This is a genomic window from Aeromonas sp. A04 (assembly GCF_047780465.1).
In the GTDB taxonomy this organism is placed as follows: Bacteria; Pseudomonadota; Gammaproteobacteria; order Enterobacterales; family Aeromonadaceae; genus Aeromonas; species Aeromonas bestiarum.
Map to the genome: position 1 here is coordinate 545825 of NZ_JBLNHP010000002.1, position 13330 is coordinate 559154.

The following is a 13330-nucleotide window of genomic DNA, read 5'->3' on the forward strand; positions in this document are numbered from 1 at the left end:
CACGGCTTCGCAAAAATGGTTGCCTCTGCTGGACGGCAGAGGCGCCATGGCTAAGATAGTGGCCTCAACGTCTTGTTTTAGAAAGGGAGTATGAAATGGAGTTAGTGCTAGGCCCATTGGAGGCCCGAGTGATCGGTGCTCTGATCGAGAAAGAGATCTGCACGCCGGATCAATACCCCCTCTCCCTCAATGCCCTGGTCAATGCCTGCAACCAGAAAAGCAACCGCGAGCCGGTACTGGAGCTCTGTGAGCTGGATATCCGCGCCGTAGTGGATGAGCTGATCCGCAAGCGTCTGGTGGTCAACACCGCCGGTTTCAATGCCCGGGTGCCTCGTTACCAGCACCGTTTCTGCAATACCGAGTTCGGCACCCTCAAGTTCAGCGAGCAGGAGCTCGGCATCGTCTGCGAGCTGCTGTTGCGCGGCCCGCAGACCCCGGGCGAACTGCGCTCCCGTACCAACCGCCTGTGCAGCTTCGATGATGTCACTCAGGTGGATGCGGCGCTGGCCGCCCTGATTGAGCAGGGGCCCTATGTGGTCAAGTTGCCCCGTGAACCGGGCAAGCGTGAATCCCGCTATGCCCATTTGTTCAGCGGCGAGGTGGATCTGCAGGCGCTGGCCGAGGCATCCCCAGCCGGCAGCTATGCGTCCCCGGCGGCGGACAGGTTGAGCGCGCTGGAGGAAGAGGTCGAAACCCTCAAGTCACAGTTGCAGGCTCTGGAAGCCCGTCTGGCGCAGCTGGAAGGCTGACACGTCGGCACGTTTACCCCCAAAGAGGCGCTGCGGCGCCTTTTTTATTGTCATTTCGCCGAGGTTGCCGCCTCTTGCCATCCCTCGGCGCTCAGCCCTGCTCGCCGCGTTCTATGAGCCAGTCGGCTTTTTTTGAGTTATTTCACGGTTAAGGGTCGAGCCGCCGCCGCTTTCCCGTTAAAATTCCGCTTTTGCACCTGCCCGTGAGTCTTGATGTCTGCGTTCACCCTCTCTTCCGATTGTTATGCCCTGCTCAGTGAGCTGCAGTTGCAGCGCACCGCCAGTACCCGCTATTTGCAAGAACAACTGCAAGCACAGCAGCCGCTCGGGCGGGCTTTGATCGACAAGCTGAGCCAGTTGCAGTTGCAGGGGCTGGTGCGGCTGCGCGGGGAGCAGCAGTGGAGTCTGACGGCAGAGGGAACCTTGGCGCTGATCTTGGCGGTGCGCTCGGGAGCCTGCCCCATGCCGAACTGGGTACGGGTGCCCTCGGTGACCGGCCAGGAGATGGCCCAGGCCCTGGTGCGCGAGCTCTGCCTTGGGGAGGCGGGTCAGGTGCCGACCTACTACCTCGCGGCCGATCTGCTGAGCCTGCTCGACGTGCCCGAGGCCCATCGCCTGCTGCCGGGATCCAGCCCGCAATGGCAGCAACTGATGCTGATGCACTTCGCCCTGCAAACCCTGCTCGATGCCGAACCGGGTGAGCGGTGGCCGCTGGCATCGGTCGCCAGCGCCTGTACCCCCGAGCTGACCCGCCTGAGCGAGGGGTTCGCATCCGAGTGGCAATGGCTCTGTGGCGACCTGGCAGGCGAGGTAACCACTCACTGGCCCGCCTTGCAGCAGCTGGCGGAGCAGGGGGCGGAACAACCTCTTGCTGAGCGGTTGCTCGGTGCCCTCGGGCAGTGGCAGGCGCAGGGCGGCCAGGGCCAGTGGCCGCTGATGTTCGGCGGCCTGCTCTGGCTCGGCTGGCTGCAACAAGCCGACCCCGTCATTGCCAGCGAGCAGCGCAAGAAGTGGCAGCGCAGCCTGGGCAACCAGTTTCCACTGCTGGCGGATCTGCTGGGCCAGTGGGCCGGCGATCGTCACGGCCAGGCGGTCGGTCTGTTCGATACCCTGCAACTGCCGCTGGAGGAGTTGCACTGGGGTTATCTCTGGCTCGATCTCTGCGCCCTTGCCCGGCATGGTGAGCAGAGCCCCCAGGTTGCCATACTGCACAAGTGGGATCTCTCCCACGTGCTGGAGGCCGACCCCCATCACAGGCTGATGGCCTTCTGTCAGGATCTGCTGCGGCTCCTGCTGGGGCAGGGGGCGCAGCGTGCACCGCTGCAACAGCTGCGCGCCGCCAACGGGGAGGAAGAAACGGACGAACAGGACGGGGAGGACAAGACGCCCGCCTCGGCCAGCTGGCTCAACTGGCTGCAGGGGCTGGGCCGCTCCAGCGGCGTGCGCAAGGCACAGGAGCGGCTGGTGTGGCTGCTGCATGCCGAAGGGCCCGAGCTGGAATGCAAGATCCAGAAGCAGAGCACCAAGGGGGAGTGGACCGCCGGTCGCCGGGTCGATCCCGCGCTGCTTTCCACCCAGTATGCCGCCCTGCTCGACGAAGAAGACTGGGCGCTGGTGCGCACCCTGCCCAGGGTCATGGGCCACTTGCCGCGAGAGGCCTGGGCACCGCTGGCCAACCATCCGCGCCTGTTCAATGCCAAGGGACAAAAGCTGCAACTGGCGATCAGTGCGCCCCTGTTGCAGATCGTCACCCTGGAGCAGGGCATGGGCGCGGTACTGAGCCCGGCCGCCGCCGCGCGCGGGGCCCACATACTGCCGCTGGCGCAGGACTTGTGGCAGCTCATCCTCACCCCCCAGGCGCTGCTCGATCGCCTGCCCGCGCTGGAATCCATCCCCCCCTTGTCGGCCGAGGGCTTAAGCGAATTGCAGCGTACCCTGGATGCCATCCCGGGCCTGCCCTGGCACAGCCAGGTGGCCAGCCTGACAGGCAATGCCGAGCTGGCTCCCTGGCCTGGCGTTCCCTCGGTCCAGCTGGATTGGCAGGATGGCCAGCTGGCGGTCAGGCTGGTGACCCGTCAGGGCGAGTTGCCGCAACTGCCTCTTGGCAAGGGGGAGGCCATAGTGCGGCAGGGGATCAAGGATTATCACTACTGGCAGCGGGACCTGGCCGCCGAGAAGGTACAGGCCCAGCAGCTGCGCAATTCGCTGCCCATCGGCCTGCCCGGCAGTGAGTGGCTACTTCAGGGGGAGCAGGCGCTGGCACTGGTCAACGCCCTGCCCGAACTGGTGGATGCCGGCGTAGTCATTCACTGGCACCAGGACAGCGCCCGCCTCAAGAGTCTGGATGAAGCGGCCCTGAGCCTGCGCATCGAGCGGCGCCAAGACTGGTTCCAGGTGGAGGGGGCTCTGGCCCTCGATGAGCACCAGATCCTCGACCTGCGTCTCATCCTGCGCCAGATGACGCCGGGCCAGCGAACCGTCCAGCTCGATGAAAAAACCAGCCTGATGCTGAGCGACAAGCTGGTGGAGCGGCTCACCATGCTGGGCGCCATGCTGGATGAAGAGCAACGCATCAACAACAAGCTGGCCTATCCGCTCACCCGCCTGCTTTCCGTCATCACCACTGAGGGGGATGACGCCTGGCACTCCCTGCAACAGGAGTGGCAGCAGGAGGTGGAGTGTCCGGCCGAGCTGTTGACCCCGCTGCGGGACTATCAGAAGGACGGGGTGCGCTGGCTGGCCACCCTGGCCCATCATGGCTTCGGCGCCTGTCTGGCCGATGACATGGGTCTGGGCAAGACCCTGCAGGCGCTCATAGTGCTGCGCATGCGCCAGCACCTGGGCCCGGCGCTGGTGGTGGTGCCAAAGTCAGTGGTCACCAACTGGCAGGAAGAGGTGGCGCGCTTCGCTCCCGAACTCGAGGTGGTGGTGTTCGAGAACCCCTCCGAGCGGGAAGGGGTGATCCGCGATGCCAGGGCCGGCCAGGTGATCCTGATCAACTACGGCATGCTCGGCAGCCTGGCGGAGGCGCTCAAGTCCCGCCGCTGGTCGAGCATGGTGCTGGACGAGGCGCAGCAGATCAAGAATGCCGGCACCCAGCGCGCAAAGCTGCTGTTCCAGCTTGAGGGCGATTTTCGCCTCGCCCTCTCCGGCACCCCCATCGAGAACCACCTGGGGGAGCTGTGGAGCCTGTTTACCTTTATCAACCCGGGTCTGCTCGGCAGCCTGGGCGAGTTCAAGCGCCGCTTCGGCAAGGCGGTGAAGGATCCCCAGCACATGGCGCTGCTGCGGGCTGTGATCAGCCCCTTCATACTGCGCCGCCTCAAGCAGCAGGTGTTGACCGAGCTGCCTGACAAGACAGAGATCATTCATCACATCAGCCTCTCCCCCGAGGAGCGTCAGCTGTATGAGGCCACCCGGCGCGAGGTGGTGCAGCAGGTGCAAAGTGCCGATGGCCGCGCCCTGATGCACGTGCTGAGCGGCCTGACCCGGCTGCGTCGGCTCTGCTGCTCCCCCGAGCTGGTGATGCCCGAGTGGTCCCAGACCAGCAGCAAGCTGGACGAGGCGATGGCCCTGCTGGACGAGGCGATCGGCAACGGTCATCGGGTGCTGGTGTTCAGCCAGTTCGTCGATCTGCTGAGCCTGCTGCGTGCGCGCATTGAACAGAAGAAGTGGGATTACTGCTATCTGGATGGCGGCTGCTCCGCCAAGTCCCGCCAGGACTCCATACTGCGCTTCCGGCACGAGCCGGTGCCGCTGTTCCTCATCAGCCTCAAGGCGGGGGGCACGGGTCTCAACCTGACCCAGGCCGATACAGTGCTGCACCTGGATCCCTGGTGGAACCCGGCGGTGGAGGATCAGGCGAGCGATCGGGCCCACCGCATGGGGCAGACCCAGCCGGTGACGGTTTATCGGCTGGTGTGCGAGCAGACGGTGGAGGAGAAGATAGTCGCTCTGCACGACGAGAAGCGGGCGCTGGCCGATGGCCTGCTGAGCGGCCAGTCCGAAGTGCGCGGGCTGGATGTGGAGAGCCTGCGCGCCCTGCTGATGGGCTGATCAGGCGGAGGTTGTGCACAAGGGGGGATCGCCGGCAGGCGATCCCCCCTTTGTTTATGTCTGTGGCTGTGCAGGAGCTCCTGTCGAAGAGGTGGACTGCTCAGCCAGGCCCGCTGGCATCTTGCCGCGCCATCTGCAGAGGCTGGGCAAGGGGAGTCTGCCGGCTTGCGGCTACCCCTGATAGAGGTAGAGGTGCAGCCGCTCTATGATGGGCTCACCGCCAATCTTGCGATCCCGCCGCGCCTGCCGCAGCTTGGGCGGATAGTGGCCAAGGTGGGTGACGGCGGGCTGGGTGTCCGAGCAGAGCAGCAGGGGCAGGCTCGCCTTGAGCTGCTGCTTGCGGGGTTCCCTGTCCTGCCAGAGCAGGTTGATCATGGGGTGGGTCTTGACCGGTCGCCGGATCCTGAGCTCGGCATCGGCAGGCAGACGGCGAAGGTCATAGACCTCCTGATCCACCATCTTGCTCCACTCCTCGTTGTTGGAGAGCGCCGGTATGTAGCGACGGCTGCGCTCCAGCATCTCCAGCACCTGCTCCCGGCTGAGGCGGTTGATGCTCTGCTTGTCGGCCCAGGTAAAGCCGAGGGAATGCAGCTCTCCTTCCAGCAGGGTCAGCTTGCGGTAGACCTGCAGGGTGATCACCCCGGGCAGGGCCCTGTGCACCAGCTCGAACTTCTCATCCCGCCCACCGGCCTGTTGCACCAGTTCCTTGAAGGCGAGCTTGCGGGTGTTGACCTCTTCGATCAGCGGGCGCAGCTGGCTGGCGCTGGCGGCAGAAAAGCGCAGCCATCCTGGCAAGCGGTGGGTGGCCTTGGTGGAACAGCCGGGACGAGCACTGTGATCCCGGTAGGCCGCCAGGGTGGCCGCCAGCGCGGCCTCACCGCCCAGATAGCCCACCTCTATCTGCTCGATGGGCTCGTGCTCCTGCCCCTGAGGCACGGCGGGGAGGGGATAGACGTGGGCCTCCAGCAAGGGGAGCTGCGCCAGTTGTCGGGCCAGGCGGGCCAGCGCCTCTTCGAGCGCGTCCATCTGTTGACGCAGGGCGGCAGTCGGGGTAAATGTGTCCATCGGCGTGTCCTGTGGTCGCCCCTGTCACACCCTCCACAGGGGCTGGCAGAGACGTGGCTAAACTACTGTATAAATAACCATACCAGCATGCCGAAAGCGCGCCAAGCATCTCCTTCGCAGTGCGCCTGGCGAGGGTCAAAAGCGATAGCCATTTGAGTGTGTTTATTTTGTATCTATCTGTTAAATAAGGATCAGCAAAAGATCTCTTGATTAACAACTGGATGTAAATCTCAGGTTGCCAGCCTCGCCTTGAGATCCCGTGACTGCATAGCCAAGACAAGAAACTGCATAGTTAGAGGTGCGCCATGCAGGAGAATATGCTGCCGGTCTTTCAGACGGAATAAAATGATTATTTAATAGTTTAAAATCAATCTATTAGGTTTTAAAGATTGACGATATTCACCATTAGTTTTACTAATGTCTTGTATCAAAATTCGTCAATTGAGTCGGTTGTCCCTCCTGACTAAGCTTTGCGCAACAAATTCGCACCCCGCGCAGACATCATCAAGAGGAGCCACATCATGGCCAACATGACTTATACCGAGACCGGTTACCAGCATTCCAGCCAATCGAATCTGGTTGCTCGCGTCAAAATGACAGTGCTGACCTGGCTGGAACGCAGCCGCAGCCGTCGCCAGCTCTCCGAGCTGCCCGAGTACCTGCTCAAGGACATCGGCCTGAACGAATCTGATCGCTATCAAGAGACCACCAAGCCGTTCTGGCGTGGTTGATCAGCCGGGCATGGATGCCTCGTTTTTCTGCTGACCCCGATCTTGCTGTGTCAACCGGCCTGACGCCGGCGCTTGAATGATTGCCCGATATTTTCTCGTCCCTGTCGCTTCATTTCCCCTTCTCGCCGTTCCCTCGTTCACCCCATGCCTGCCGACTTGTCATTAACTGTCGCCACATTTGTATCCTTACTGTTTGAATTTGTTTAAAAACTGATTTTAAGCCCCCGTGCCTTGCGTATAATCCGCCCATAGCGTTCCTGACAAAAGGGTGAGATGGATGATTCCCCAGCATGACTTTTTGGCCCTGACTCGCCGCCATGAGTGGCAGCTTGAGCCCTTCACATTTGACCTGCCCGGTGGCTCACGGGTGAGCGTGTGGGATACGGGCGTGCTCTGCCTGGAACCCGCGAAAGGGGCCGAGGATCGGCCGGGGGGGCGCAAGGACATAGTGCTCTCCTGCGGCATTCACGGCAACGAAACCGCCCCCATCGAGATCTGCAACCAGCTGCTGACCCGGTTGCTCAGCGGTGAGCTCAGCGCCCGTCATCGGGTGCTGTTCCTGTTTGGCAACCCGGCCGCCATGAACCTGGGGTTGCGGGAGGTGGAGGAGAACATGAACCGGCTCTTCTCCGGTGCCCACAGCAAGGGGGAGGGGCTGTGCAACCAGGAGCGCATTCGCGCCATGCGCCTGGAGCAGTATGTGAGCCGCTTCTTTGCCGATCCGGCCCGGCCCCGTTATCACTACGACTTGCACACCGCCATTCGCGGTTCGCGCCACGAGAAGTTTGCTGTCTACCCCTTCCCCCATGAGCGGCCGCACTGCAAGGAGCAGGTGCAGTTCCTCGGTGCCTGCGGGGTGCGCACCATTTTGCTCTCCAGCGGCCCCACCACCACCTTCAGCTATTACAGCTCGCACAGCCACGGTGCCCATGCCTTCACGGTGGAGCTGGGCAAGGTGCGTCCGTTTGGTGAAAACGACATGACCCGCTTCATCGAGACCCGTCAGGCGTTGCAGGAGCTGGTGACCCAGGATGAGGTGGTGCTAGAGCCCTGGCAGGCGGATGACTTCACCATTTTTGCCATCGACCGGGTGATCAACAAGCGTTCGGAGCAGTTTCGCTTCCTGTTTGCCAGCGATGTGGACAATTTCACCGAGTTTCCCCAGGGATTCGTGCTGGCCGAGGATGGGGAGCTGCGCTACACGGTAGAAAAGACGCGGGAGGCGGTGGTCTTCCCCAACGCCAATGTGGCCATAGGCCAGCGCACCGTGCTGCTGGTGGTACCGACCCGCTTGTGGGAGTGATCTGACCCCTTTTGGGGCCCTCTGCCAGCGCGCCATGCGGCTGGTGGCGCCCCTTCATCCTCGTGGGATTGATCCCGCAACCGTCCGAACAGGGAGCCCGAAGCGGCTCCCTTTTTCGTCTCTGCTCAGCCGAAAAGTTCAATGTCTTTCTGAAATTAAAGAAGTTTCTACTGGTCTTACCTGGTTAAATCACATTGCTCTTTAGTTAACATCTTATTTACATTCTAAGGGTCACCTCATGGTGGTGACGTTGACAACGGCAAGGAGCCAGTTATGACCCATGTCGACATCCCTTTCCTTCGTTACCTCGATGAGGAAGGGCGCCCGGTCGCGACACTGCCGACCTGGCTGGACAAGGCGATACTGCACACTTTCTACCGCAACATGGTGATGGTGCGCAGCTATGACAAGAAAGCAATCGCGCTGCAGCGAACCGGCAAACTCGGCACCTTTCCCTCCCATCTGGGAGCAGAGGCGGTCGGGATAGGCGTCGGTCTCGCCATGCAGGAGCAGGATGTCTATGTGCCCTACTACCGGGACATGCCCACCCTCTACGTGCGGGGCGTGCCCATGGAGAAAAACCTGCAATATTGGGGCGGGGATGAACGGGGCTGTGTCTTTTACAAGGCCGATGGCGAGCTGTCGGAGGACCTGCCCATCTGCGTGCCCATCGCCACCCAGATCACCCATGCCGCCGGCATAGCGGCGGCCTTCAAGTTGCGCAACCAGCCTCGCGTCGCCGTGGTCACCATAGGCGACGGCGGCACCTCCAAGGGCGACTTTCTGGAGGGGCTCAACTGCGCCGGAGTCTGGCATCTGCCCATGGTGATGATCATCAACAACAACCAGTGGGCCATCTCTGTGCCGCGCAAGTTGCAGTCGAGCGCCCCCACCCTGGCCCAGAAAGGCATAGGGGCCGGGGTGCGCAGCATTCAGGTCGACGGCAACGATGTGGTCGCAGTTTATGAGGCCACCCGTAGTGCCGTCGAGCGCGCCCGCAGCGGCAAGGGACCGACCCTCATAGAGGCGATCAGCTATCGGCTGGGGGATCACACCACGGCCGACGATGCGACCCGTTATCGGGAAGCGGCCGAGGTGGAAGCTGCCTGGGCCAGGGAGCCGGTCAAGCGGCTGCGCCAATTCATGTTTGAACAGGGCTGGTGGGACGAGCATCAGGAGCAGGCGCTGCTGGCCGAGGCGAGCCGGGAGGTCGATCGCGCCGTGGCTGCCTATGAAGGCACGGCCCCGCAGGCGCCGGAAACCCTGCTCGACTATCAGTTTGCCGAGTTACCCAAGGATTATCGCGGCCAGCGCCAGCGCATCATCGCCAAAGGCATGCAGCGCCACGCCGGGGAGGAACGCTCATGATCGATGAGATGAGACTGCAGGATGCCATCAAGCCAGCGTGGCGGGATGACATGACACGCAATGGGAATGGGGTGGCTGATGACGCCGCGTCGGGGAGGCTGCATGAGTGAAATGACACTGCTCGAGGCGATCAATCTGGCGCTGCATCACGAGATGGAGCACGACCCCGATGTGGTGGTGCTCGGTGAGGACGTGGGGGTCAACGGCGGGGTGTTTCGCGCCACCGTCGGCCTGCGCGACAAGTTTGGTTTCAAGCGGGTGATCGACACGCCGCTGGCCGAGGGACTGATTGCCGGGGTAGCGGTCGGCATGGCGACCCAGGGGCTCAAGCCGGTGGCCGAGTTCCAGTTTCAGGGTTTCATCTTCCCCGGCATGGAGCAGATCATCTGCCAGGCGGCGCGGATGCGTAACCGCACCCGTGGCCGTCTCTCCTGTCCCATCGTTTACCGCTCCCCCTATGGCGCCGGCATCCACTCGCCGGAGCACCATAGCGAAAGCGTCGAGGCCCTGTTTGCCCATATTCCGGGCCTGCGGGTGGTGATCCCCTCCAGTCCGAGACGGGCCTATGGCTTGCTGCTCTCGGCCATTCGCGACCCGGATCCTGTGATGTTCTTCGAGCCTGATCGCATCTATCGCTCTATGAAGTCGGACGTGGTGGATGACGGTGTCGGCCTGCCGCTGGACGTCTGCTTCACCCTGCGGGCGGGACGGGACATCACAGTGGTCGCCTGGGGGGCCTGCATCCAGGAGGTGATGCGAGCGGCAAGTCTGCTGGCGGAGCAGGATATTCAGTGTGAAGTGCTGGATCTTGCCACCATCAAGCCGCTGGACATGGAGAGCATTCTGGCCTCGGTGCGCAAGACGGGCCGTCTGCTGGTGGTGCATGAGGCGTGCGGCAGCTTCGGGGTGGGCGCCGAGATAGTGGCGCGGGTGACCGAGGAGGCGTTGACCTCCCTCAAGGCACCGCCAAAGCGCCTCACCGGGGTGGATGCCGCCGTGCCCTACTACCGCAACGAAGAGTATTACCTCATCACCGAGCAGGATATCGCGGACGCGGCTCATCAGCTGATGGAGAAGTGGCTATGAAATTTTTCAAATTACCGGATCTGGGTGAAGGCTTGGCCGAGGCCGAGATAGTCGAATGGAAGGTGAGTGCCGGCGAAACGGTGAGTGTCGATCAGGTGTTGTTGTCGGTAGAAACCGCCAAGGCTCTGGTGGATGTGCCCTCGCCGGTGGCGGGGGTGATCGCCAGGTTGTGCGGGCAGGAGGGCGACATACTCCACATAGGCGCGCCGCTGGTGGAGTTCGAAGGGGGCGAGGATGACGGCACAGTCGTGGGCAAGGTCAGTGCCCATCAGCAGCATATCGAGGATCACTTCGTGGTGGGTGCCATAGCCCCAGGTGGCAGCCTGGTACAGGCCATGCCAGCCGTGCGTCTGCTGGCGCAAAAATTGGGGCTGGACATAGACCGGATCAAGGGCAGTGGCAGCGCCGGCATGGTGACAGAGCAGGATGTGCAGGCGGCATTCGAGGCTCAGCAAAGTAGCGGCAACGAATTCCTCAAGGGCTCGCGCCGGGCTATGGCCAAGGCGATGGAGCTTTCCCATCAGACTGTGGTGCCGGTCAGCATTACCGACGAGGTGGATCTGCGTCACTGGCGGTCGGATGAGGATGTGACGGTACGCCTCATCAAGGCCATCGGCATCGCCTGTCGTGCCGAGCCCTCCATGAACGCCTGGTTTGACGGCGATACGCTCTCAAGGCGGCTGTTCAGCGAGGTCAACGTCGCCATTGCGGTAGACTCCCGGCATGGGCTCTATGTGCCCGTGATGGAGAACGTGGTTGAGCGGGAGGGGGCAGACATCCGGCAGGGGCTGGATCGCATGATCGCCGATGTGAAGGCGCGCGCCGTGCCGCGGGAGATGCTGCAGGGGGCGACCATCACCCTCACCAACTTCGGTGCCATCGCCGGTCGCTATGCCAGCCCCATAGTGACGCCACCTCAGGTGGCCATCATAGGCGCCGGCAAGCTATTCGAGAAGGTGGTGTTCATCCACGGAGAGGCTCGTCCGGTCAGGGCACTGCCATTGTCGATGACGTTTGACCACAGAGCCTGCACCGGCGGCGAGGCTGCACGCTTCCTCAAGGTACTGGTTCAGGCACTGGAAGCACCCGCGCTATAAACCCTTGTGCCCTGCCGTCGGCAGGGCACAAATTTGTTTGCGTAATCCCCAAAGCCACGTATAATCTAAACCAGCTTGAAAGGGCGAAAGTTATGTCAATGAATATGATGTTTTACATCTTTTCCTGTTGTTCATAAGTTAATCCCGTTTTTGAGCTTTATCCGCTGAAAAGCATAAGTAATTATTTTGAATACAGGTTATAGATATGTCTAACATGATCACCGGTACCGTTAAGTTTTTCAACGAAACCAAAGGTTTTGGCTTCATCCAGCAAGAAAACGGCCCGGACGTTTTCGTTCACTTCAGCGCTATCAGCGGTAACGGTTTCCGTACCCTGGCTGAAGGTCAGCGCGTACAGTTCTCCGTGACCCAAGGTCAGAAAGGCCCGCAGGCTGAGAACGTAACTGCTCTGTAATTCTTACAGAATTTAAGAAAGCCGTGGTACCTCTGGTTCCACGGCTTTTTGTTTATGGGTGCCTTTTAGACTAGTATCGGCTTCACTTTCGCCGCCATATATCACCATGACCCCATCACTCCTGCTGGCCGCCAGCCTGCTCATCTCCACCAATACCCAGGCTCAGAATGCTTTTGCCACGGAAGCGAAAGCCGTGTGTCAGCAGTTTGTACAAGTTCGCTTGGGAAGCACAATTGTGCCCGATGAGATCAAGGCGCAACCTTTGCCGAAACGGGAAGGTGAATGGATGGTCGATGGCAAAGTAAAAGGACCCGAAGGTCCTTTGCTGTTTGCCTGTTTGCTGCGGCAGGGCTCGCGCTGGGAGTTGCTCAACTTTTCACTCTGGGCCCCGCAGGCGATCAAAGCGGTTTGAGTGCGACTATCAGATGCTGCAGATGCTCAACCATGGTCATGCCAAAAGGAGTCAGGTAGCCGCCATCTTCTGCGCTGATGAGACCTTGCTGATGCAGGCGTACTGCCGCCTGGCACAGCTCGTCGGACATGTCACTGCGCAACTTGATCCCCAGGCTCATGTTGGCCGGATCAAAGCATGCCAGTATTTTCAAGTCGTTTACAAAGTCGTTAGAAATCTGGTCGATCCCAATCATGAATGCACTCCTTACGCTAAAGATGTATGCAAACTAGCATTCCCGGATCCACTTTAGTGGGCGCTGGTTCAAACTATTGGGCTTTCTCTGGCGCCACCCTGCCTGAACGCTGTTTTTTTGGGCATTGCCCTCCGATTTGAGCCGTGAAAATGTGAGTCCGCTTGCTAGCCTTCAAACATGATAGGATAGGGCCCTCCTTTGTCTTTCTGGCCGAGCACAGCATATCGGCCTTCCAGTTCAAGGCGCCCCTCATGGTAAAGATCACGCTAGTATCACTGCTCCACTCTCTTGGCCCCCGTTTCCCTGTTTATCCCACCTCCCTGTTGCTGCCGCTGCTCGACCAGCATCAGGGCGATGTCTGGCTGCCCGCGATCAAGGGCACTGATGTGGCTGCCTTGCGTCAGCATGGCAAGGGGGCGGCTGCGCAAACCCTGGCGCCGTTGACGGCGGGCTGGTGTGACTTTGCCGCCAGCGATGTCGGGGCGACCCCCGAGCAGGATGCCCTTGCCAACTATGACACCGAGATGATGGACAACCTGCTGATGTACTGGCATGGCCCGGCCAAGATAAACAGCCCGATCACCGATAACCTGTTCGAGCTGCGCCGCGAGGTGGTGGACGAGGCCCATGGCAGCAAACTGGCCAGCGCCTGGGAGCAGCAACAGCAGTTGCGGTTCGAGCAGATCATGCAGGGCGTGCAGGCGGGACGGGATCAACTCTGCTTCGTCGAGGTGGAATCTGCCTACTGGTTGCGCCAGCGTTGCTGCGAGACGGTGGAGATCACCCTGGTGACGCCTGAACTGGGTTGATATC

12 protein-coding genes are annotated in these 13330 nt (G+C 61.4%); 10 read left to right on the top strand and 2 right to left on the bottom strand.

Annotated elements, in window-relative coordinates; translation table 11 throughout:
• Positions 1–95 precede the first annotated feature (95 nt).
• Entirely contained in the window at positions 96–749 is a 654-nt protein-coding gene (locus ACM3N8_RS10215) for a YceH family protein (protein ID WP_043137590.1), read from the top strand.
• A 213-nt stretch (positions 750–962) separates the two neighbouring features.
• Positions 963–4805: a DEAD/DEAH box helicase gene (locus ACM3N8_RS10220; protein WP_290017540.1), complete on the top strand. Its 3843-nt coding sequence runs from the start codon at positions 963–965 to the stop codon at positions 4803–4805.
• A 171-nt stretch (positions 4806–4976) separates the two neighbouring features.
• On the opposite strand, the gene ACM3N8_RS10225 is transcribed toward ACM3N8_RS10220, so the two are convergent.
• Positions 4977–5870 carry a DNA replication terminus site-binding protein gene (locus ACM3N8_RS10225; RefSeq protein WP_241326291.1) on the bottom strand — a complete coding sequence of 298 codons (894 nt, stop codon included), beginning with the start codon at positions 5868–5870 and terminating at the stop codon, positions 4977–4979.
• Between the two features lie 521 nt (positions 5871–6391).
• On the opposite strand from ACM3N8_RS10225, the gene ACM3N8_RS10230 reads away from it, so the two are divergent.
• The 7 genes from ACM3N8_RS10230 (at position 6392) to ACM3N8_RS10260 (ending at position 12282) form a co-directional block, all read left to right on the top strand.
• Positions 6392–6601 carry a DUF1127 domain-containing protein gene (locus tag ACM3N8_RS10230; protein ID WP_043137637.1) on the top strand — a complete coding sequence of 70 codons (210 nt, stop codon included), beginning with the start codon at positions 6392–6394 and terminating at the stop codon, positions 6599–6601.
• Positions 6602–6878: 277 nt separating this feature from the next.
• Positions 6879–7904: a succinylglutamate desuccinylase gene (astE, locus tag ACM3N8_RS10235; protein ID WP_290017533.1), complete on the top strand. Its 1026-nt coding sequence runs from the start codon at positions 6879–6881 to the stop codon at positions 7902–7904.
• 273 nt (positions 7905–8177) lie between these two features.
• Positions 8178–9272 (top strand): pyruvate dehydrogenase (acetyl-transferring) E1 component subunit alpha, encoded by a 1095-nt coding sequence (gene pdhA, locus ACM3N8_RS10240; RefSeq protein WP_290017531.1) that lies wholly within the window; start codon positions 8178–8180, stop codon positions 9270–9272.
• A 102-nt stretch (positions 9273–9374) separates the two neighbouring features.
• Positions 9375–10358 carry an alpha-ketoacid dehydrogenase subunit beta gene (locus tag ACM3N8_RS10245; protein WP_290017530.1) on the top strand — a complete coding sequence of 328 codons (984 nt, stop codon included), beginning with the start codon at positions 9375–9377 and terminating at the stop codon, positions 10356–10358.
• Positions 10355–11455: a dihydrolipoamide acetyltransferase family protein gene (locus tag ACM3N8_RS10250; RefSeq protein WP_290017529.1), complete on the top strand. Its 1101-nt coding sequence runs from the start codon at positions 10355–10357 to the stop codon at positions 11453–11455. The genes ACM3N8_RS10245 and ACM3N8_RS10250 overlap by 4 nt, the downstream gene beginning before the upstream one ends.
• 205 nt (positions 11456–11660) lie before the next feature.
• Complete coding sequence (locus tag ACM3N8_RS10255; RefSeq protein ID WP_005331438.1) at positions 11661–11870, top strand: cold-shock protein; 210 nt, start codon at positions 11661–11663, stop codon at positions 11868–11870.
• A 106-nt stretch (positions 11871–11976) separates the two neighbouring features.
• Positions 11977–12282, top strand: coding sequence for a hypothetical protein (locus ACM3N8_RS10260; protein ID WP_098983464.1), 306 nt, complete (start codon positions 11977–11979; stop codon positions 12280–12282).
• Here ACM3N8_RS10260 and ACM3N8_RS10265 read toward each other — a convergent pair.
• Entirely contained in the window at positions 12269–12517 is a 249-nt protein-coding gene (locus tag ACM3N8_RS10265) for a TIGR02647 family protein (protein ID WP_005320240.1), read from the bottom strand. The two genes, ACM3N8_RS10260 and ACM3N8_RS10265, sit on opposite strands and share 14 nt — an antisense overlap.
• A gap of 251 nt (positions 12518–12768) precedes the next feature.
• On the opposite strand from ACM3N8_RS10265, the gene ACM3N8_RS10270 reads away from it, so the two are divergent.
• Entirely contained in the window at positions 12769–13326 is a 558-nt protein-coding gene (locus tag ACM3N8_RS10270; RefSeq protein ID WP_290017528.1) for a hypothetical protein, read from the top strand.
• Positions 13327–13330: the final 4 nt, after the last annotated feature.